Annotated in this window: 19 protein-coding genes; 10 read left to right on the top strand and 9 right to left on the bottom strand. The window is 35.9% G+C overall.

Translation table 11 applies throughout. The annotated features are described in order from the left end of the window. The first annotated feature begins 83 nt into the window (after positions 1-83). Positions 84-269 (top strand): hypothetical protein, encoded by a 186-nt coding sequence (locus SB679_RS02020; RefSeq protein WP_410700576.1) that lies wholly within the window; start codon positions 84-86, stop codon positions 267-269. A gap of 64 nt (positions 270-333) precedes the next feature. Here the strand turns inward: SB679_RS02020 and leuB are convergent, their stop codons facing one another. The 4 genes from leuB to SB679_RS02040 are packed head-to-tail and all read right to left on the bottom strand — an operon-like array spanning position 334 to position 4,637. Beyond that, positions 334-1,458 carry a 3-isopropylmalate dehydrogenase gene (gene leuB, locus SB679_RS02025; RefSeq protein ID WP_410700577.1) on the bottom strand — a complete coding sequence of 375 codons (1,125 nt, stop codon included), beginning with the start codon at positions 1,456-1,458 and terminating at the stop codon, positions 334-336. Beyond that, positions 1,448-2,047 (bottom strand): 3-isopropylmalate dehydratase small subunit, encoded by a 600-nt coding sequence (gene leuD / locus SB679_RS02030; RefSeq protein WP_410700578.1) that lies wholly within the window; start codon positions 2,045-2,047, stop codon positions 1,448-1,450. The genes leuB and leuD overlap by 11 nt, the downstream gene beginning before the upstream one ends. 18 nt (positions 2,048-2,065) lie before the next feature. Beyond that, positions 2,066-3,451: a 3-isopropylmalate dehydratase large subunit gene (leuC, locus tag SB679_RS02035; protein WP_410700579.1), complete on the bottom strand. Its 1,386-nt coding sequence runs from the start codon at positions 3,449-3,451 to the stop codon at positions 2,066-2,068. A 22-nt stretch (positions 3,452-3,473) separates the two neighbouring features. Beyond that, entirely contained in the window at positions 3,474-4,637 is a 1,164-nt protein-coding gene (locus SB679_RS02040) for a 2-isopropylmalate synthase (RefSeq protein ID WP_410700580.1), read from the bottom strand. A gap of 147 nt (positions 4,638-4,784) precedes the next feature. On the opposite strand from SB679_RS02040, the gene SB679_RS02045 reads away from it, so the two are divergent. Further along, entirely contained in the window at positions 4,785-6,329 is a 1,545-nt protein-coding gene (locus SB679_RS02045) for a hypothetical protein (RefSeq protein ID WP_410700581.1), read from the top strand. Positions 6,330-6,335: 6 nt separating this feature from the next. Here SB679_RS02045 and SB679_RS02050 read toward each other — a convergent pair whose 3' ends face one another. Both SB679_RS02050 and SB679_RS02055 read right to left on the bottom strand, forming a co-directional pair. Then, positions 6,336-7,304, bottom strand: coding sequence for a dipeptidase (locus tag SB679_RS02050; protein WP_410700582.1), 969 nt, complete (start codon positions 7,302-7,304; stop codon positions 6,336-6,338). A 31-nt stretch (positions 7,305-7,335) separates the two neighbouring features. Next, entirely contained in the window at positions 7,336-8,529 is a 1,194-nt protein-coding gene (locus SB679_RS02055; RefSeq protein ID WP_410700583.1) for a DUF4932 domain-containing protein, read from the bottom strand. A gap of 94 nt (positions 8,530-8,623) precedes the next feature. Between SB679_RS02055 and thrS the strand changes: the two genes are divergently transcribed. Both thrS and infC read left to right on the top strand, forming a co-directional pair. Further along, positions 8,624-10,543, top strand: a complete 1,920-nt coding sequence (gene thrS / locus SB679_RS02060; RefSeq protein WP_410700584.1) for a threonine--tRNA ligase — start codon at positions 8,624-8,626, stop codon at positions 10,541-10,543. Between the two features lie 41 nt (positions 10,544-10,584). Then, positions 10,585-11,145 (top strand): translation initiation factor IF-3, encoded by a 561-nt coding sequence (infC, locus tag SB679_RS02065; protein ID WP_084681414.1) that lies wholly within the window; start codon positions 10,585-10,587, stop codon positions 11,143-11,145. 105 nt (positions 11,146-11,250) lie between these two features. On the opposite strand, the gene SB679_RS02070 is transcribed toward infC, so the two are convergent. After that, positions 11,251-11,814 (bottom strand): hypothetical protein, encoded by a 564-nt coding sequence (locus SB679_RS02070; protein ID WP_410700585.1) that lies wholly within the window; start codon positions 11,812-11,814, stop codon positions 11,251-11,253. A 159-nt stretch (positions 11,815-11,973) separates the two neighbouring features. On the opposite strand from SB679_RS02070, the gene SB679_RS02075 reads away from it, so the two are divergent. After that, the gene (locus SB679_RS02075) at positions 11,974-13,053 is read left to right on the top strand and encodes a resolvase (RefSeq protein WP_410700586.1); all 1,080 of its coding nucleotides are present in this window, start codon (positions 11,974-11,976) and stop codon (positions 13,051-13,053) included. Between the two features lie 96 nt (positions 13,054-13,149). Further along, positions 13,150-13,716: a hypothetical protein gene (locus tag SB679_RS02080; RefSeq protein ID WP_410700587.1), complete on the top strand. Its 567-nt coding sequence runs from the start codon at positions 13,150-13,152 to the stop codon at positions 13,714-13,716. 85 nt (positions 13,717-13,801) lie between these two features. Here SB679_RS02080 and SB679_RS02085 read toward each other — a convergent pair whose 3' ends face one another. Beyond that, positions 13,802-14,431 (bottom strand): response regulator, encoded by a 630-nt coding sequence (locus tag SB679_RS02085; RefSeq protein WP_410700588.1) that lies wholly within the window; start codon positions 14,429-14,431, stop codon positions 13,802-13,804. Beyond that, positions 14,428-16,641 (bottom strand): ATP-binding protein, encoded by a 2,214-nt coding sequence (locus SB679_RS02090; RefSeq protein WP_410700589.1) that lies wholly within the window; start codon positions 16,639-16,641, stop codon positions 14,428-14,430. Before SB679_RS02090 ends, SB679_RS02085 begins: the two co-directional genes overlap by 4 nt. A 475-nt stretch (positions 16,642-17,116) precedes the next feature. On the opposite strand from SB679_RS02090, the gene SB679_RS02095 reads away from it, so the two are divergent. From SB679_RS02095 to SB679_RS02110, 4 genes are all read left to right on the top strand, one after another. Next, positions 17,117-17,938 (top strand): alpha/beta fold hydrolase, encoded by an 822-nt coding sequence (locus tag SB679_RS02095; RefSeq protein ID WP_410700590.1) that lies wholly within the window; start codon positions 17,117-17,119, stop codon positions 17,936-17,938. Positions 17,939-18,486: 548 nt separating this feature from the next. Continuing rightward, the gene (rpmI, locus tag SB679_RS02100) at positions 18,487-18,684 is read left to right on the top strand and encodes a 50S ribosomal protein L35 (protein WP_034711140.1); all 198 of its coding nucleotides are present in this window, start codon (positions 18,487-18,489) and stop codon (positions 18,682-18,684) included. 119 nt (positions 18,685-18,803) lie between these two features. Next, a complete protein-coding gene (gene rplT, locus SB679_RS02105; protein WP_034711139.1) occupies positions 18,804-19,148 on the top strand; it encodes a 50S ribosomal protein L20 in 345 nt (114 codons plus the stop codon). Positions 19,149-19,251: 103 nt separating this feature from the next. After that, positions 19,252-20,436 carry a M28 family peptidase gene (locus SB679_RS02110; RefSeq protein ID WP_410700591.1) on the top strand — a complete coding sequence of 395 codons (1,185 nt, stop codon included), beginning with the start codon at positions 19,252-19,254 and terminating at the stop codon, positions 20,434-20,436. The last annotated feature ends 26 nt before the right edge of the window (positions 20,437-20,462 follow it).

Genomic DNA, 20,462 nt, shown 5'->3' on the forward strand with positions numbered 1-20,462 from the left:
ATTTCGTTTTGGCAAAGCCTTTGAATGATATACAGAAGAAAATACAGATCACCAGATCGATTTGATTCTTAAAATATAAAGCTATGAACTCAGAAGGAAAAAATAAAAAGACTGAACCGGCTAACGATTCGGAAACAAAAAAGCAAAATCAGGATTTTCAGAATATTCCTGCTTCATCTAAAAAAAGCAATCCACCTGATATTGATAAGGAAGATGTTCAAAAATCTTCTAAGAATAAATCAGGAAAAACCGATAATACGAAAGAATAAATTTCAAAAGGTTCTGTCTCAAACGAGGCAGAACCTTTTTTCTAATATATTAATTAAAATGAACTTATACTATAGTTGATTTCCCAATCTTGATATTCTCCAGATTGTAATATGACTTTTCAGAATATTTGATATGATCTGCAATAAAACTTCCCACTTCATTCGTAGAATAAGACTGTTTCGTATTAAGATCTTCTGTGACATACTTATTTTCAATAGCATACTCTACAGATTTTCTTATTCTGTCTGCGGCCTCACTTAATTTCAGATAATCCAGCATCATAGCAGCGCTCAGAATTGACGCTACAGGATTTGCAATGCCCTTTCCTTTTGCCTGAGGATAAGAACCGTGGATAGGCTCAAACAAGGCATTTTTATCACCAATGGAAGCAGAAGGAAGAAGACCGATAGACCCGCCAATAACACTTGCTTCATCAGAAATAATATCTCCAAACATATTTTCGGTAACGATGACATCGAATTGTTTAGGATTAAGAACCAGCTGCATGGCAGCATTGTCTACAAACATGTAATCGAGTTGAACTTCGGGATATTCCGGTGCAATTTCCTGACAGATCTTTCTCCATAATCTTGATGTTTCCAACACATTAGCCTTATCAATAAGCGTCAGTTTTTTTCTTCTTTTCCCCGCCTCCTGAAAAGCCATATGTACAATGGGAATAATATCTTCTGCGCTGTATCTGCAAACATCGTAGGCATACGCTCCTTCCGGTTCCGTATACTTTTCCCCAAAGTAAATCCCGCTTACCAGTTCTCTGAAAATCTGAATGTCCGTTCCTTCGATGATTTCTCTTTTCAGCGGACTTTTATCAATCAGTGAAGAATACGTTGTAAGAGGCCTGATGTTCGCATAAAGTCCAAGTTCTTTACGAAGTTTTAAAAGTCCCTGCTCAGGTCTTACTTTTGCATCCGGATTGTTATCGAACGAAGGATCACCAATGGCTCCGAAAAGCACCGCATCAGAATCCCTGCACAAATCCAAAGTTTCGTCGGGAAGCGGATTTCCGGTTTGAAAAATAGCTTCAGCACCCATTAATCCATAGGTAAACTGAAATTTGTATTGAAAAACTTCAGCGATTGCATTAAGGGTTTTGATGCTTTCCGCAATAACTTCCGGCCCAATTCCGTCTCCGGGAAGAACGGCTATTTTAAAATAATTAGTATTCATACATTTTTTGTGTTTCTAGTTCGAATTGTTGTATCGCCTGTTTCTTACTGATTAAAAAATCAATATCATCATAGCCGTTCATGAGACATATTTTTTTATAGGGATCAAGTTCAAAATATTCTGTTTTATCCTTGAAACTTATCGTTTGCTTTTCTACATCAACTGCAATTTCATGTTCGGGGTTTTCGGTAATCTCATTGAGAATTTCTTTTAAAAATTCTTCGGAGACTTTCACCGGAAGAAGCCCGTTATTGAGAGCATTTCCTTTAAAAATATCAGCAAAATAGCTTGATATGATTACTTTAAAACCATAATCTGCCAGCGCCCAGGCTGCATGTTCGCGGCTGCTTCCGCATCCGAAGTTATTTCCGGCTACCAATATTTCGCCCTTATACCGGTTGTCATTTAATACAAACCCCGGATTGGGTTCATGGGTATGAACGTTATATCTCCAGTCACAAAAGAGATGTTTTCCGAAGCCTTTTTTATCAATACTTTTGAGAAACCTTGCCGGAATAATCTGGTCGGTATCTATATTTTCTGCGGGCAACGGGACCGCCCGTGACTGTATGTTGATTAATTTCTGCATTTTTACTTTATCAATCGGTTAGTTTAAACTTTCAAAGGCTGATATTCTCCCTTCTATTGCTGCTTTAGCTGCCGTAAGCGGACTGGCAAGAATCGTTCTCGCTCCTTGTCCCTGTCTCCCTTCAAAATTTCTGTTTGAGGTGGAAACACAATATTCTCCTTCAGGAATCTTATCATCATTCATCGCCAGGCATGCTGAACATCCGGGTTGCCTGATCTGAAAACCGGCATCATTAAAAATCTTATCAAGTCCTTCTTCATACATCTGTTTTACTACACTTTGAGAACCTGGAACAATCAGCGCATTTACTTTTTCAGACTTACTTTTTCCTTTAATATAACGGGCTGTTGACCGGAAATCTTCAATTCTTGCATTCGTACAGCTTCCTATGAATACATAGTTTACCCTAATATCGGAAGCCGACTGACCTGCTTTCAGCCCCATATATTGTAAAGCTTTCTCTTCAGATTCATTTCGAGGATCCGGAATAACACTGTTGATGGGAATACCCATTCCAGGATTGGTTCCATAGGTGATCATCGGTTGTATATCAGTAGCATCAAAAGAAAGTTCTTTATCAAATACAGCATTATCGTCCGTTTTCAGCGTCTTCCAATAGGCTAATTTTTTCTCCCATTCTTTTTCTTTAGGGGCAAAAACCTTTCCTTTGACATATTCAAATGTGATTTCATCCGGAGCAATCATTCCTCCTCGTGCTCCCATTTCAATACTCATATTGCAGATCGTCATTCTTCCTTCCATCGACATTTCTTCAAATACATTTCCTGCATATTCACAGAAATATCCGGTTCCGCCGTCTGTTCCGATTTTGGAAATGATATAAAGAATCACGTCTTTGGGCTGTACATTTTCATTTAACTTCCCATTTACCGTAATTCTCATGGATTTCGGTTTATTAAGCAACAAACATTGGCTTGCAAAAACCTGTGCTACCTGGCTCGTTCCTATTCCAAAAGCTATAGCTCCAAAAGCACCGTGTGTGGAAGTATGGCTGTCTCCGCAGACGATACTCATTCCGGGTTGTGTGATGCCTAATTCCGGGGCAATGATGTGTACAATCCCTTGATATGGGTGGCCTAATCCGTACAATTCAATATTTTTATTTCTACAGTTTTCTGCAAGCTGTTCAACCTGGTTTCTCGATGATTCATCCCGGATAGGAAGTTCCTGGTGTAAGGTAGGAACGTTATGATCTGCCGTAGCGACAATTTGCTTGGGTCTGAATATCTCCAAATTCCTTGATTCCAATTCTGCAAAAGCCTGCGGACTCGTTACCTCGTGGATCAAATGTTTATCAATATAAATGATCTGTGGCCCATCCGGAATAACTTCCACCACATGGGCATCCCAGACTTTATCAAAAAGTGTTTTATTGTTGTTCATTATATACTTTCCTGTTAAATTTCTACCCAATTTTAAGGTTGAATGACTTCATGATCAGATGCAGGTCATTATTATCGATTTCTTTTTTGATATCCGCGATTTTTAAAAATTCCTGATACAGAAAATCAAGTTCATTTTTAGTGATATCAAATCCTATATTTTTAAAGCGGTATGCCAGTGCAGAACGCCCGCTTCTTGCGGTAAGAACAATCGATGATTCGTTGACACCTACTTCTTCAGGATCAATAATTTCATACGTTGCTCTGTTTTTGATCACGCCATCCTGATGAATTCCCGAGCTGTGGGAAAAAGCATTCGCCCCCACAATTGCTTTATTAGGCTGTACCGGCATCCCCATCAAATCAGAAACAAGGGTGCTCATTTCGTTCAGCATCCTGGAATTCACATTAGTATGCAGATTTAAATTTTTATGCTGTTTCAGGATCATCACCACTTCTTCTAATGCCGTGTTTCCTGCTCTCTCCCCTAGTCCGTTAATCGTACATTCAATCTGTCTGGCACCGTTGGTAATCCCTGCAATAGAGTTTGCCGTTGCCAATCCCAGATCATTGTGGCAATGGCATGAAATAACAGCGTTCTCAATTCCTTTTACGTTTTCTTTGAGGTATTTTATTTTCATTCCGTATTCTTCCGGCAGACAATATCCTGTTGTGTCCGGTATATTAAGTACCGTAGCACCGACTTTTATAACTTCTTCACACACTTTCGCCAGATACGCATTGTCTGTTCTGCCGGCATCTTCTGCATAAAATTCTACATCTTCTACAAAGCTTTTAGCATATTTTACAGCCTGTACAGCACGTTCCAAAATATCCTCGCGGGTAGAATTGAATTTATATTTGATATGAGAATCTGAAGTCCCGATTCCCGTATGTATTCTGGGTCTTTTTGCGTATTGTAATGCTTCTGCCGCTGCTTCTATATCTTTTTTGTTGGCTCTGGTTAACCCACAAACTTTAGCATTTTTTACCAGTTTTGAAATTTCTGATACGGATTCAAAATCTCCTGGGCTGGAAATTGGAAATCCGGCTTCAATAACATCAATTCCCAGGTGATCAAGCCTTTCTGCAATGATTAATTTTTGTTCTTTATTCAACTTGCATCCCGGGACCTGCTCCCCATCTCTCAGCGTGGTATCAAAAATTTCGATTTTTTCGGAATTCATAATGAAGTTTTTTACTTAATTTTGATTCAAAACTAGTGTTTGGAATATGTTTTTATTTTTATTTTTTCTAAAAATTACAATATTCAAAAGACTAAATTCAGATTACAAAATTCTGAAAATCAACAAATTGAATTCAATAAATTTACAATGGCAGAATTGCAGAAAGATTTTTTATTTGTATTGATCAAGTCATTGACAACTTCCGAAAAACGGCAGTTCAAGTTATATGTCAACCGTTTGGGCATCAATGTGGATGCAAAATTTCTCCTTCTTTTTTCAGAAATGGATAAGATGAAGGAATATGATGAACATCTTATCATCGATAAGAAAATTTCCACCAAACAGCAGCTGTCTAATCTGAAAGCCCATCTTTACAAACAGATTCTGGTAAGCCTGCGGATGAATCCAAGTCACCAGAATTACCGGATACAGCTTCGGGAGCAATTGGATTTTGCCAATATTTTGTATCAAAAAGGCCTTTACAAGCAGGCGTTGAAAATACTAGATAAAACGAAACAGACCGCCCTTGAGCTGGATGAAAAAACCATTGCCTCAGAGATTATAGATTTAGAAAAAGTGATTGAATCCCAATTCATTACCCGGAGTATTGCCGGACGTGCGGACGAACTCATCAAACAATCTTCGGAAATAAACCGTCAAAACCGTTATACCATTAAACTTTCTAACCTTTCGCTGAAACTTTACAGCGAAATGCTCACCCACGGCTATGTAAAAGATGATGAAGGCCGTCAAAAAGTGTTGGAACTGTTTAATGCACAGATTAAAAACATACGTCTTCAAGCCCTTAATTTCACGGAGAAACTATGGTATTATAAAGCTCATGTCTGGAAAAACCAGCTTCTGCAGGAATATAAATACACCTTGAAGTATGCCTATCAATGGGTAGAATTATTTCATCAGAATCCTGAAATGATCATGAGCCATCCGGTTTGGTACATCAAAGGAAACACCTACCTTCTTAAAATTCTTTTCATGTATGGAAATATTGATATGCTCGAAAAACAGCTTCATGATTTCAATACAACCGTTTATTCACAAAATTTTGCCCAGAATGAGAATCTTCAGTCGCTTATTTTCCTGACGCATTATAATGCACTCATGAATATTCACTTTATAAAAGGTGAGTTTTTTACAGGAACAAAACTGATTCCTGAAATAGAACTGAAAATGGAGAAACTCCGCGACAAGATCGATGAGCATCACTTTATGATCTTCTACCTGAAAATGGCAGCCATGCTTTTTGGAAGCAAAAAATACCAGGAATCGATATACTACTCCATGAGAATACTAGAATCGAAAGGTAATGTACAGGAAGATCTACTGTTCCATACGCGAATTTTGATTTTGATGGCTAAACATGAATCCGGAAATGATGAAGATTATGATGAATTCATTAAATCTACTTCAAAATTTGCCCAAAAGATGAAACAACCGGACGAATTCCATTTTGAAAGCATTCTGTTTTTCAAAAACTTAAACAATCTGGTTTTACATAAAAGGCAGGAAGCATTTGAAACCTTCGACAAAAAGCTGGAAGCCTTTTCTGCCAATGAATATTACAGAAGATCGCTATTTTATATTGACATCCACGGCTGGGTACAATCTAAAGTTCAGCATGTGGATGTCATTGAAATTATTAAAGGGAAAGTAAAACACAAAAGAAGGCGGTAAAAAGCTTTACATTCTTCTGATAAATTCCAAAGCATTGGTATGGCTTATCTTTTCCATGATTTCAGTTGAGAATTGCTCTGTCAGTCTTTCATTGATTACATTGTAGGCAGTTGCATCATTAAATTCATCAAAGAAAAAAGGATATCTGGACTGATCGGGATGGTCTTTGTCATGAAAAAAATCACCGCCGTAGGCAATGCTGTTTTCACCGCCGAGGCACAGACCGTATTCGATGTGTTCATACAGCCTTTCCGGGTGGTGATGGTCGATATAATCTTTGATGAAATTAAGTCCGATCAATCCTTTTCTGTGAATGATTTCTTTTGCCAGTTCATCGGGAAGATTCCTGTTATTCTTATACACTTTCCTGTAGTTGGAATGGCTTGCCAGAATAGGAATAGAGTAATTTCTCTGATCTGTATACGTCAGAATATCATAGGCCAGCTGGTCACTCGCATGGGCTAAATCAATGGCGATTTTTTTGTCAGATAAATAATCAATCAGTACTTTCCCATCAGCTTTTAAGCCTGCTTCCGCATTATTTCCGCCACCAAAACGATTTTCAGAATGATGGGTAATTCCTATATAGAACACTTTTTCCGTATTGTTGATGATGGTTTCTAAATTTTTGAAACCTAAATCCAATGAACTGTCTTCTTCACAAAACGAGGACGCATTTTCAATAGAGGCAATCACTCCTACCCGATGATTTTCCTGTTTTTCAATGTCTTCTTTCGGGTCAAAAAGAAAAAAATTATCGTTTTTCACTAAATCAGCAAATAATTTGCTCTGGGCAATCCCTTCATGGGTACTATTGGTCTGGGTAGCTGCATAAATCGCCATTACCTGAAGTTTCACATTTCCTTCCTGTAAGTAAGGTAATCCGCACCCGAGTTCCTTATCATCAGCTTTTGTATTGGCTTTTAGTAAATAGTATAGTAAGTCGCAGTGTAAGTCTATATTTACGTTATTCATTGAGTATGATTGTATTATTTAAAAACTTTAGTTATTTTGTCTTTTGGATGCTGTCAAGTTCTGTATTGATGAATGTTATATTGCTATTTTCAAAGACTTTGATCAGCTCCGGAACAAAATCTCCGAATGTTTTATATTGAGTTCTATGACTGTTATATTCCTTTATTTTTTCTTCTAACTGAGGCAAAAAGATAAAGTAATTCTTAAGGTGATACTCTTCCAGTTTTTTGGCCCGTTCGTCATCATGTTGAATTTTTGCCGTCTGAATTTCACCTAATCTAACCAAATGTTCTACCATACAAGTTTGATAATCAGCGATACCGCTTTTTTTGGTCATCACCTCTTTTAAATTTGATTTTTCAAATAGATCTTTAAACTTTCCCAGTTGATCTTTATACTTATACACTTCTTTATTGACAAATGAGTGTCCAAATTCATGGATAGTTAAAAATCGTGCCTGAAACTGGTTATCGTAGCCAAATTGTCCCGGCTTTTGTACCCTCATAAACGGACTTGCAATTTCATAAATGCTTTTATTTCCTGATTTGTGTTCCACATCAGTTCCTATTCCACGGCCTTCATTATCATCAATAGGCCACATCATCATAGGGGAAATAAGTACGACATATTTATTGAAACTTTCTCCATAAAACTTTTCCATTGCAGAGGTAAAATCAGCGGGGATCTGCCTTTCATATTCTGCCATTCCACCTTTATAAAAATCACTGTTTTCTTTAAAGAAGTCTCCTACTTTTTCCTGATCAAAGAAACGTTCAAGCTCAGCAATGTAATTTTTGATAAGAAAAGTGACTTCTTTATTTTGGGATTGGGTCAATACATTGCTCTCAAAAGCATATTCCTGGTTCCAACCTTTCAAGGGAAATTCTTTATGATACAAAAGCGGCTTCATCATCGCATCATTTCCAATCCCATATTTCTGTAATAACGTATCGTTAATTTTAGCGGTTAACAGGGCGATTTTTGAATTTTTCAGATGTCCGTACTTGCTCAGTGCCTGTTTAACAATAGGTTGATAGGTGGAACACTCTTTAATTTTAAAAAGTTCAAAGTCTTTATTTGATGTTCTTTGCTCTGCCGAAAGAATTTCAGCAAGGAAGTAGGTCTCTATATTTTTATGATAAGAAACCGAAAATTTGGAGGTCTTTTTTTGGGAAAAAGTCAGGGTAAAAAACAGGAGTGCAAAAAATGCAAAGATACTTTTCATGATTTTGTATTAATTCTTTACTTCAAATATACGTTAATATACTATTTTAAATAAAAAATGCGTATTTTTGCAACTTAAAATTTCTTAGTAAACAATGATAAAAATTACACTTCCAGACAATAGCGTCAAAGAATTTGAAGGAGCAGTTACTCCTTTAGATGTGGCAAAATCTATAAGCGAGGGATTGGCTAGAAATACCATCTCTGCAGTTGTAAACGGTACACAAGTAGAAACCACCACACCTATAACCACGGATTCTACGGTACAGCTTTTGACATGGAATGACGATCTTGGAAAGAAAGCTTTCTGGCATTCTTCTGCCCACCTTTTGGCGCAGGCGATCTTAGAATTTTATCCTGATGCTAAGCTGACTATAGGTCCTGCGATTGAAAGCGGGTTTTATTATGATGTAGATTTCGGAGACGAAAGTTTATCGGAAAAGGATTTTGAAAAGATTGAAAAGAAAGTATTGGAAAATGCTAAGAAAAATTCAACGTTTTCATTATATCCGGTTTCTAAAGAAGAGGCTTTAAAAACATATGCTGACAATCCTTACAAAGTAGAACTGATCTCTAATCTTAATGATGGGAAAATCACTTTTGTAACTCATGATAACTTCACTGATTTATGTCGTGGAGGACACATTCCTACTACAGGAATCGTGAAAGCAATGAAAATATTAAATGCAGCAGGAGCTTACTGGAGAGGAAATGAAAAAAATCCTCAATTAACAAGAGTATATGGTATTTCTTTCCCAAAACAGAAAGATCTTACTGAATATCTTGAAAGATTAGAAGAAGCAAAAAGAAGAGACCATAGAAAATTAGGTAAAGAACTGGGAATTTTCGCTTTCTCTGAAAAAGTAGGTGCCGGACTTCCGTTATGGCTGCCCAAAGGAACTGCTTTGAGAAGAAAACTGGAAAACTTCCTTAGTGATGCTCAGAAAAAAGGCGGTTATGAATTCGTAATGTCCCCACATATCGGGTCTAAAGAATTATACGTAACTTCCGGGCACTGGGATAAATATGGAGCAGACAGCTTTCAGCCGATCAAAACTCCGAATGAAGGAGAAGAATTCTTGCTGAAACCAATGAACTGCCCTCACCACTGTGAAATTTATAAAACTTCACAATGGAGCTACAGGGATTTGCCGAAAAGATATGCAGAATTCGGAACGGTGTACCGATATGAGCAAAGTGGAGAGCTTCACGGCTTAACAAGAGTTCGTGGATTTACCCAGGATGATGCTCACCTTTTCTGTACTCCGGATCAGCTTTCGGAAGAATTTGAAAAGGTAATTGATTTAACATTGTACGTGTTTAAATCTTTAGGATTTGAAGATTTTGTGACTCAGGTTTCTTTAAGAGATCCTGAAAACAAAGAGAAATATATCGGTTCTGATGAGAACTGGGAGAAAGCAGAAAATGCAATCATCAATGCAGCTGAGAAAAAAGGATTAAAAACAGTGATCGAATATGGTGAAGCTGCTTTTTATGGTCCTAAATTAGACTTCATGGTGAAAGATGCATTGGGAAGAAAATGGCAGTTAGGAACCATCCAGGTGGATTATAACTTACCGGAAAGATTTGACCTTCACTATATCGGAAATGATAATGAGAAACACAGACCGGTGATGATCCACAGAGCACCATTCGGTTCTATGGAGCGTTTTATCGCTATTTTGCTGGAGAATACTGCAGGAGATTTCCCATTGTGGTTGAGCCCTGATCAGTTCATTATTTTACCGATCAGTGAAAAATATGTAGATTATGCGAAAAAAGTTTCACAATTTTTAGAAAATCACGATATTAGCGGTCAGATTGACGACAGAAATGAGAAGACTGGGAAAAAAATCCGTGATGCGGAATTGAAAAAGATCCCATTCATGCTTGTTATAGGAGAAAATGAAGAAAGAGATGGCACCATTTCTATCCGTAGACGTGGAGAAGGTGATCTTGGAGTGATGAAGATGGAGGATTTCGTCAGTTATTTTAAAAAAGAAGCAGCAATATAAGTATTGCTCAAATAGAAAGTTAACCAATAAAATTTAATACAATAGCACAAAGATTTAACAACAGGGGCCCACAAAGACGTCCTGTACAAGAGGACTTACACTTAATCAACGATAAAATTCGTGTGAGAGAGCTTCGTTTGGTGGGCGATAACGTAGAGCCGGGAATTTATCCAATTGATAAAGCAAGGCAGTTTGCTGCAGAGCAGGAATTGGATCTTGTCGTAATTTCCGATAAGGCAGAACCGTTTATTGCAAGAATATTAGAATATAAAAAATTCTTATATGAGCAAAAGAAAAAACAGAAAGAACTTAAAGCTAAGCAGGTAAAAGTGGTAGTAAAAGAGATCCGTTTCGGACCTCAGACTGATGATCACGATTACGATTTTAAGAAAAAGCATGCTGAAAAATTTCTTGAAGAAGGTTCAAAATTAAAAACCTACGTATTTTTTAAAGGACGTTCAATTATCTTTAAAGATCAGGGAGAAATTTTACTTCTAAAACTTGCTCAGGAATTAGAGCACGTTGGAAAAGTAGACCAGCTTCCTAAACTGGAAGGAAAAAGAATGATTATGATGATGAGTCCTAAAAAACCAGCAAAATAATGGAGTAGATTATATCTGCACTTTAAAATATAAACCTCAAAGCAATTTGAGGTTTTTTTATTTTAAATTTTTTAGAAAAAAGCTATATTAGATATAGGTGTTGAGTTATCCTTCAAAATCGCCACAGTCGTGTTCTTTGAAAAGAGGTAAAGTTTTTTTGGTTGTAAAATATCTGGCTACTCTTTTATTATTCAATTCCAGCTTTTTGCCTTCTACAACCAGCTCGTAAACGGGAGTTTTATCTATTTGGGTTATAATAAAAGTTCTTTCTGATGTTTTTATAATAGTTTTACTTCCTTCGGTAGAAAATGAAAAATCATCAATTTTAAACGTATCATTCTCGTCGCAGATGTTGGTCCATATCATTGTATCCTTTGTGATGGATAAGCTTGCTAAATCGCACGAATAGCAGTTGCCGGAGAACTCTATACCATACTTTTCATACACATTGGTACTCTTGCTATTCAATACATCAATAGGAACTAAAGTTGAAAGATCCCCAGGTATATCTGATTTTAATATCGTATTCTTTTCCGGACCAGGTGCAGGAACTGCATCTACTTTTACCTTTGTAGAATCTGCTTTTTTATCCACTTTTTTCTCTGTAGCAGGTGAACAGGAAGCCAGCAAAGCTATCACCACTGAAAAGTTGATTATTACATTTTTCATCTATATAAAATAATTTACAATATTTAATTTACTGTTTGTAAAATTGTCTAAAATTTATCTCTCAATATATCCCTGATTTCAGCCATTTATCCTCCATATTAAGCTGTTTTCTTGGTCGCTACTTTGGATACTGATACCTTTGGCTAAAAAATATAGAAAATGAAACCTTTATCTCAATTCTTTATATTATCTATGGCCGTTGTTTTTGTAGGATGCAATCAACAAAGTAAAACTTCAGAAACTAACAAACCGGAAGTTGAAGTTACACAGAAAAGTATAACATTTGGCGATTTCAAAAAGATAAAAGGGGTAGATAATATTCAGGATGTTCCCTTTCAATTATTTACGAAGCTGGATTCTGTGCAGTTTTTCGTAACTCCAAGTAAAGATGCTGCTCATATGAAAGTAGCTTATCATAAACTGGATAATTATTATGGGTTTGAAGAGTTTGATGACTTCTACTCTATTCATTACAGCATTAATAATAACATTTCAAACAGCATTGAAGCTTTTGTTTTAAAATCGGAATTCACGGCAGCATTTGACTTAACTTTAAAAGGTGTGAATCTTTATGAAATCAGAAGCAGTACTTTTAAAAAGGCCAACGATTTTAATAATAAGTCTTTCAATACATACGGTTCAATTGTTGAAGTTTCGGAGCAGGAATTTAAAACAGCTTCTAAAAACCGAATCAATGAAGTTTTAGTAAAAAATCCACATATCAAACTAAAAGGTAATAACTGGGTGTACGCTGATAATGCAAAAGAAACTGTGATTATCCAACATGAGAATCTTGTTACGGAAGATGGTGTGTTATCCAATGAATATATCGGCCAATCTCCCTATCTGAATTTAGAGGTTTTCAAAGAAAACTCGGTGGAAACTCCGGATGTATACTATTCTTTTTATAATGTAAAACCTTCAGCTAATTTTCAGCTATTTACAGGCGGCTATCCTCAGATTCTCCCCAAGGAAAACAGGATTTCTTACATCGTTTCCAATAATGATACAGGAAGTGATTTTACTGTCAGCCAATATCTGGAACAAAGCCATACTCAGGAAGATCTTTTGTATGTAAACTTTACGAACTTCAAAGTAAGCGACGGAGCAAAAGCTTTTTGGGCAGACAATGAAACCTTTTATACTGAAGTTTATCCTACAACTTCAGCTCCATCAATTGGTAAAAAACAAAAGTCATCTTTCATAAAAATCAAGCTGAAGGCTGATCTTTTTAATTAACCGGAGGCATTTAATAAGATAAAAACCCCTGAAATCAGCCAGTGTTTAGGGAGATAAAGTCCAATATCTTTGCTGCAATTATTTAAAGAGATACCCATGAAAAAAATAAGTTTAACTATTCTTTTTTGTTTATTAAGTTGCCTGGCTTTTGCACAGTCGTTAAAAGTAGTCATTAAACAAGATGGAAAAGTAATTGAGCCTGTAAATGATGTTTATGAACTGAAAAAATCAACTTTTATATTTGAAATTACCTCTACCAATCTGGAAGGCTTTTTAGTTGGAGCCACTACGAATAAGGATGTATATACGGCGGCTGTAGGTCTTTACAATCCTGAGGTTCCATGGTTCCAGAATACAGGTATGGCGGAGGAATTGTATAACAAGGATAAAGAAATGTTTCTGATGGATCAGGCGCCATCGTATTGGTATTATACGGATGCAAAAGATCATAGATTCGACAAAAATCCTAAAGGCAACTTAAAACAATGGACCGGTACGCGTACCATTACAAGGTTTTATGACATCATGGTGGATCAGCCTGTCAACTTAAAAGATTTTGAAGGGAGCGCTTATGTATTGATGTATGAGCCTGTATATAACCATGAGTATGATTTAACAGGAAAGAAAAATCTGTTCCATGCTGTATTGGAATTCAAAGATTAATGAGTAGACACCTAATTATTTGATTTATATAAAAAAGTCCGGTTTTCAATATGAAAGCCGGACTTTTTGTATGGGATGAAATATTTTACTCGATAATCAAACCGTATTCTATGGCCAGCTTAATAGCTGAACTAAGATTAGAGGTTTGAAATTTTTCAATAAGATTTTTTCGGTGACTTTCTACGGTGTGCGGGCTGATAAAAAGCTTTTCTGCCATTTGGTTGGTCGTAAGTCCTTTTGAGGCTTCGGCTAAAATTTCCTTTTCTCTTCTCGTCAATTTCGGAACCTGATTGAGCCCATTCGTAGATTTTTTCTCCAAAATAGATTTGGTTTGTGAGCATAAAAATTGATTACCGGCATATACGGTAGCAATACCCTCCAGAATTTCAGAAACTGAAGCATTTTTTTGAATGTACCCCAAAGCACCTTCAGACAAAGTACTATTAATCACAGGCAGTTCGTTATGAACGCTAAGCATAATAATCTGGAGGTTTCCGTACTTTTTCTTTAAAGGTTTTATGAGTTCAATACTGTTGGTATCTACCAGATTAATGTCTAACAACAAAATATCGACAGCTTGTTTTGCCAAACCTGCATTCATTTCTGAAACGCTTTTGAAACAATCTACTACATCTATTGTATCGCTATTTCCTAAAATATTCTTCAGTCCTTCTAATAGAAGTGGATGATCATCTGTTATGGCTACTTTTATCATGTGTAATGAATAGGAATTTGAAGTTCTATACTGGTCCCAATATTCAATTCGGAGGTGATGTTCATGGTTCCTCTTAAAAATTGGACTCTTGATTCTATATTATGAAAACCTGCTGTTTTTTTTACGTCTAGTTTTTTATGGTCAAAACCTTTGCCGTTATCCTCTACTGTAAGATGTAATACATTTTCTTCTTCACTTATCTGAATGATAATTTCGGAAGTATGGGCATGTTTTATCGCATTGTTAACCAATTCCTGAATGATTCTGTATATGGTCAATTGCTTTTCTTCTGATATGGAATTACTGTAATTGATAAATTCGGCATGGATATCTAATGCGTTATTGGACATACGGGTAGCAAATTCCTGAATCGCTGCTTCCAAACCGTATTTCATTAATAAATCGGGCATTAAATTATGCGCTACACGTCTCAGCTCTTCTACAGCACCATCAATCTGGCTAATCGATTTTGAAATTCCTTCCTGCATATTTCCGGATTGATGAGGGTCTAAATAAGACAACTGTAGTTTAGTTCCTGAAAGCAGACCGCCCAATCCATCATGAAGATCCCTGGCTAAGCGGCCACGCTCCTGTTCCTGACCTTCAAGCAATGCAGTAAGTGTAGATATTTTAGAGTTTTGTTTCTCTTTTTCCATGGCTAATGCATGCAATTCATCTCTTTGCTTCATAGACTTTGCCCGTTGCTTATAGGCATACAGCAATAAGATGATCAAAACGATGAAAATAAGAATAAAAACAATGTAATAGGTATTGATTTTTTCCTTGAATGTCAACAGTTTTTTATAGTTGCTGATGTCGTTATTCTTTTGTTCGGTTTCTAATTTTGCCAAACGTAGTTGCTGTTCTTTTTTCTCCGATTCAAGTTCTGAAAATTTTAGTCGTTCCCGTTGATTTTCCTCCACCAATTTTAAATTGTTGTAAACCTGCTCACGCTGTGCCCGAAGGATATTAATCAACTTAATTTGTTGTGCCTTTTTATCACTTTCCAGCTGCAGCTTTACATATTTTTGTTCTTGTCGTTCTTTATCAAACTGTGATTCCAATCTTTTGGTAATATCCAGTTTTTCCTGATCATAAACACTCTTATATTTATCTACATAACTTTTATAGTAAGCCAGCGCTTCTTTGTAATTCCCTTGCTGCTCGCTAATTTGGGATAGAGATTCGAGAATAGATAATTCTATATTATAATCTCTAACCGGGCTTTTCCCAATTTCCATAGAGGCTTTCAGAAAGTAAGACTTTGCTAAATCATACTCTTTATCCTGTACAGCCAACTCCGCCAAAATTCCAAATGATGAAGCGATATGAATGGCGTCACCGGTTTCCAGACTCGCACTGTTGGCTAACTGGGCATATTGCATCGCCTTATCTCTGTCAAAACCAGTATACAAATTGGCTAAATTGATAGCTGCATAAGAAAGATTAGTCTTGTTGAGCATCACATCTTTATTTTTGTTGAAAGTCTTTATAGACTGCAAATAATACTGCTCAGCTTTATTTCTCAACTCTATATCTGATGGATTTTGACCGTATTTTTGCTCATATACGTAGCCCATTCGCATATAGGCATCAAAGATAAGGTTAGGATCATTTTGTCGGGATGCCAGCAACAAAAATTGCTTACTGTATTTTTCTTCCAGTTGGTATTCATTGAGGTTAGAATAAATAGTAGACAACTCTTTGACTACGGTAGCATATCGTCCGTACAGTGTGGAAGTTGTTGGTGAATTTTCGTAATAGTCAATAGCTTTCAAGTAAGCGGCAACAGCATCAGTCGTTTTATTATTACGTATCAGAAGCCAACCCTTTGCGTATTGAAAATAGCCTTTAGCTTCGTTACTGTTTGTTTTTAAACTATACATTTTTGCCATGTCCAGGCTTTTTGAAGACTGGGCATCTTTATTATCAAGACGATAATTCATGGCCTGAACAGCATACAAAATGGCGGCGTATTTCCCATCAGTTTGCTTTGCTGCAATGGAAATACTGGTTTCTAAAATCTGGTAGGATTGTGATTTTAAGTTATGTGAAAATAATGCTTTGGCGTATTTTGGAGCGAGATTTAACCGCTCTATTATATTGTTTGAAGAACTGTTATATTCCTTCTCTAATTTTCTTACAACATCTTGTGCCTGAGCAAAAAAAGGAAAAACAAGTAAAGTAAATATAAATAACAACCTGTACATCAAACCCTTATTTCTATTAATTTGTATTATAGTAAAAACGTAAATATAGGAAATACCTGCTAATCTATTTCGAAACCATATTATTCAGCGAAAGATTCCCATTTCTGCAATTTCTTTCCATTTTTAAATACCAAGATCTTAAAATTACCAAATCCTGAAGTTTTGAAATATTCTTAACATAAAAAGGGTACCAAATACGATTATTTTCATTCTTCAAAATTTTTATTCGTTGTATTAATCAATATTAGAAAGAAGCGAAGAATAAAACAATCCCGATTATCAGCTATATTTTAGATAGTATAAAATGTGAATTCTTTAACTCTTTCATTAAATTAGCGTTAATGATGCATTCCATTGTTTTTATATTGTAATTAATATATTATCTTAGATCAATGTATTGTGAATATTTTCCATCTACATTTGTGAATATAAAAATAAAATACACTATTAATTTATTAATCATAAAAAACAAACAATGAGCACACTTACATTACAAGACGGAACAGAGATTTATTATAAAGATTGGGGAAAAGGGCAACCCGTATTCTTCCACCACGGATGGCCTTTATCCAGTGACGATTGGGATGCACAGATGTTATTCTTTTTAGAGAAAGGCTACCGGGTCATTGCTCACGACAGAAGAGGTCATGGAAGATCTACACAAACTGCTGACGGACATAATATGGATACGTACGCATCAGATGTTGCAGAAATCGTTACAGCACTGGATTTAAAAGATGTTATCCACGTAGGACATTCTACAGGAGGTGGTGAAGTGATTCGTTATGTAGCACAACATAGTAAAGGCAGAGCGGCAAAAGCAGTTTTAATAAGTGCTGTTACCCCGATAATGGTTAAAACAGAAAATAACCCAAATGGTGTTCCTATGTCAATTTTTGATGAAATCCGTGAGAATACAGCCACCAACAGACAGCAATATTTTGTAGATTTTTCTTTAGCTTTTTATGGATATAACAGAGAAGGAGCCAAAGAATCTGAAGGAATTCGAAGAAACTGGTGGAGACAAGGAATGATGGGATCTATCAAGGCTCATTACGACTGTATCAAGGCTTTTTCTGAAACCGATTTCACAGAAGATCTTAAAAGTGTAGACGTTCCGGTATTGGTGCTGCATGGTGAAGATGATCAAATTGTTCCGTATGAAATTACTGGTGTAGTGGCTGCTAAACTTGTTAAAAACGGAAAATTAATTACATATCCGGGATTTCCTCATGGGATGCCGACTACAGAATCCGCAACGATTAATAAAGACCTTTTGGAGTTCTTTCAATCATAATCAACAATACACTTATAAATAAAAGCAGCAGGCATTTTGTCTGCTGCTTTTTTATTTTCAAGGAGTCTTGCTTTGCCATTGATGTTCTCGCAGATTAAACGAATTACGCAGATCTTTATAACATAGAATGATAAGAGAAATATGGTATACGCTCAATATATCGCTTCAGAGAATTAATTGCTATACTCTTTAAATTTAGAACTGAATAATCTGCTCAATCAGCTTGATCTGCGAGGATAAAAAGTAATTATTTGACAATTTTCTGAAATGTAAAATACCTGATTCTACCCTAGTATCAATTTATTGAACAGAAATGCAACGATGTATTTTTATTATTTCAATAAAATATTTTTTGAAAACAGATTTAAATAAGATCGTTCAAAATAGACCATAGCATAACTCTATTTTTTTCAAAAATGATCAGTTCTCAGAAAGTCTTGTATTGCAGGGAAAAGATTAATGTTTTTTTTGTATCTTTGCACCCTATTATTCCTAATGCCTTAGGAAATCAAACAGATATTGATAACAAAATAATAAATAAAGTAACAATGCCAAAATTAAAAACGAAATCAGGTGCTAAAAAGCGTTTTAAACTTACCGGAACCGGGAAGATTAAAAGAAAAAATGCTTTCAAAAGCCACATTTTGACAAAGAAAGAAACTAAGCAAAAGAGAAATCTTACGCAAACTTCTTATGTTGCAAAAGTGGACGAAAAAAGCGTTAAACGTCAATTAGCAATTAAGTAGTTTTTATAATCCATTATTCGGTTTATAAGAATTAAAAATTCAACAATTTTAACCCTGAAACGGTGCAGATAAGTGTAATGAAACAGTTTACCGCCCTTTTCAAAAAAACAATTTAAATTATGCCTAGATCAGTAAATGCCGTAGCTTCAAGAGCTCGCAGAAAAAAAATTATTAAGCAAGCTAAAGGTTTTTTCGGTAGAAGAAAAAACGTTTGGACTGTAGCTAAAAATGCCGTGGAAAAAGCAATGCAATATGCTTACCGTGGTAGAAAAGAGAAAAAGAGAAACTTCAGATCACTTTGGATCATGCGTATCAACGCAGGAGCTAGAGAACATGGAATGTCTTACTCTCAGTTTATGGGAGCTCTTAAAAAGAACAACATCGAACTTAACAGAAAAGTTTTAGCAGATTTAGCAATGAATCACCCTGAAGCTTTCAGAGCTGTTGTAGATCAAGTAAAATAATGTACAATTTTTTGTTATCAATATAATCCCGGGTTTTTTGCTCGGGATTTTTTTATTATCTACATTTGCTGAATTATTGACTCTATAAAACTTTATTAAAAAAGTGAAAAAATTAACTGCTTTTCTTTTGTTTTCATTATCAACTTACAGCCTTCAGGCTCAAACTCTTATCCAAGCTTATAAAAACAGGGCGGACCAGGTTACTCAAGCCAACATTACAGCCAACCTTCAGGGTTTCAGTGACCTTGGGGTAAAAACTACCGGCTCTCCTGCTAACACCAATGCTCTGAATTGGCTTAAAGCCAAGTACCAATCTTACGGATATTCAGCAAGCCAGATTACGGAGGACCCTTTCAGTTTTGTGAGTCAAGGAAATACGATTAATTCTAAAAACTTAATCATTACTAAAACAGGAACAGTTTATCCGGACCAATATGTTATTATCTGCGGGCATTATGATACCATTGTGGGGCCGGGAGTAAGTGATAATGGAAGCGGAACTTCTATTTTGTTGGAAGCAGCTCGGATTCTGAAAGATATTCCTACAGAATATTCAATTAAATTCATCCATTTTTCCGGTGAAGAGCAAGGTCTTCTCGGAAGTTACCATTATGCAGACAATGTAGCTTTTCAAAATGGAGTACGTGCACTGAATATAAAACTTGTATTTAATATTGATCAGGTAGGTGGTAAAATAGGAAATGTAAACAATACCATTACCTGTGAAAGAGATATTTCAGGACAGTCAGGAAATAATGCTGCCTCCAATACCATTACACAACAACTGGCGACCTGTACTACCCTATATTCTCCGCTGCAAACTTTTATTTCGAATGCCTATTCATCAGACTATATTCCTTTTGAGCAAAACGGAGATATTATCACTGGGTTTTATGAATATGAGAGAAGCAACAATGAACATACTGTAAATGATACTTTTGCCAACGTGGATCCTACTTATGTGTATAATGTAGGAAAAGCAGCAGTCGGAGCATTACAGCATTTCGCAGTGGCCTCAACTACTTTATTAGCCGTGAATGATGTTACTTCCCATGCATTAGAGTCTGTAAAGATCTATCCTAATCCTGCGAAAGATATCCTTACTATTGATCTGCCAAAAGAGATCAAAAATTTTGCCGTTGAAATCAATGATATGGCTGGGCGTTCAATTGTGAATGCTGAAAATCAGAGAAAAATAAACGCTTCTAAGTTTGTAAACGGAACGTATCTCGTTACTATAAAAACGGATAAGAACAGCATCACAAGAAAGATCATCATCGAAAAATAACCAAACTAACATAATTATTACTCATC

Source organism: Chryseobacterium sp. SIMBA_029 (genome assembly GCF_046535275.1).
Taxonomy (GTDB): domain Bacteria; phylum Bacteroidota; class Bacteroidia; order Flavobacteriales; family Weeksellaceae; genus Chryseobacterium.

Bases quoted from the DNA above. Each gene is read 5' to 3' on its own strand.
- SB679_RS02045 (WP_410700581.1), top strand. From the start codon at position 4,785: ATGGCAGAATTGCAGAAAGATTTTTTATTTGTATTGATCAAGTCATTG.
- SB679_RS02050 (WP_410700582.1), bottom strand. From the start codon at position 7,304: ATGAATAACGTAAATATAGACTTACACTGCGACTTACTATACTATTTA.
- rplT (WP_034711139.1), top strand. From the start codon at position 18,804: ATGCCTAGATCAGTAAATGCCGTAGCTTCAAGAGCTCGCAGAAAAAAA.
- SB679_RS02075 (WP_410700586.1), top strand. From the start codon at position 11,974: ATGAAACCTTTATCTCAATTCTTTATATTATCTATGGCCGTTGTTTTT.
- SB679_RS02095 (WP_410700590.1), top strand. From the start codon at position 17,117: ATGAGCACACTTACATTACAAGACGGAACAGAGATTTATTATAAAGAT.
- leuB (WP_410700577.1), bottom strand. From the start codon at position 1,458: ATGAATACTAATTATTTTAAAATAGCCGTTCTTCCCGGAGACGGAATT.
- leuC (WP_410700579.1), bottom strand. From the start codon at position 3,451: ATGAACAACAATAAAACACTTTTTGATAAAGTCTGGGATGCCCATGTG.
- SB679_RS02020 (WP_410700576.1), top strand. From the start codon at position 84: ATGAACTCAGAAGGAAAAAATAAAAAGACTGAACCGGCTAACGATTCG.
- SB679_RS02085 (WP_410700588.1), bottom strand. From the start codon at position 14,431: ATGATAAAAGTAGCCATAACAGATGATCATCCACTTCTATTAGAAGGA.
- SB679_RS02055 (WP_410700583.1), bottom strand. From the start codon at position 8,529: ATGAAAAGTATCTTTGCATTTTTTGCACTCCTGTTTTTTACCCTGACT.
- rpmI (WP_034711140.1), top strand. From the start codon at position 18,487: ATGCCAAAATTAAAAACGAAATCAGGTGCTAAAAAGCGTTTTAAACTT.
- SB679_RS02080 (WP_410700587.1), top strand. From the start codon at position 13,150: ATGAAAAAAATAAGTTTAACTATTCTTTTTTGTTTATTAAGTTGCCTG.
- SB679_RS02040 (WP_410700580.1), bottom strand. From the start codon at position 4,637: ATGAATTCCGAAAAAATCGAAATTTTTGATACCACGCTGAGAGATGGG.
- SB679_RS02070 (WP_410700585.1), bottom strand. From the start codon at position 11,814: ATGAAAAATGTAATAATCAACTTTTCAGTGGTGATAGCTTTGCTGGCT.
- SB679_RS02090 (WP_410700589.1), bottom strand. From the start codon at position 16,641: ATGTACAGGTTGTTATTTATATTTACTTTACTTGTTTTTCCTTTTTTT.
- thrS (WP_410700584.1), top strand. From the start codon at position 8,624: ATGATAAAAATTACACTTCCAGACAATAGCGTCAAAGAATTTGAAGGA.
- leuD (WP_410700578.1), bottom strand. From the start codon at position 2,047: ATGCAGAAATTAATCAACATACAGTCACGGGCGGTCCCGTTGCCCGCA.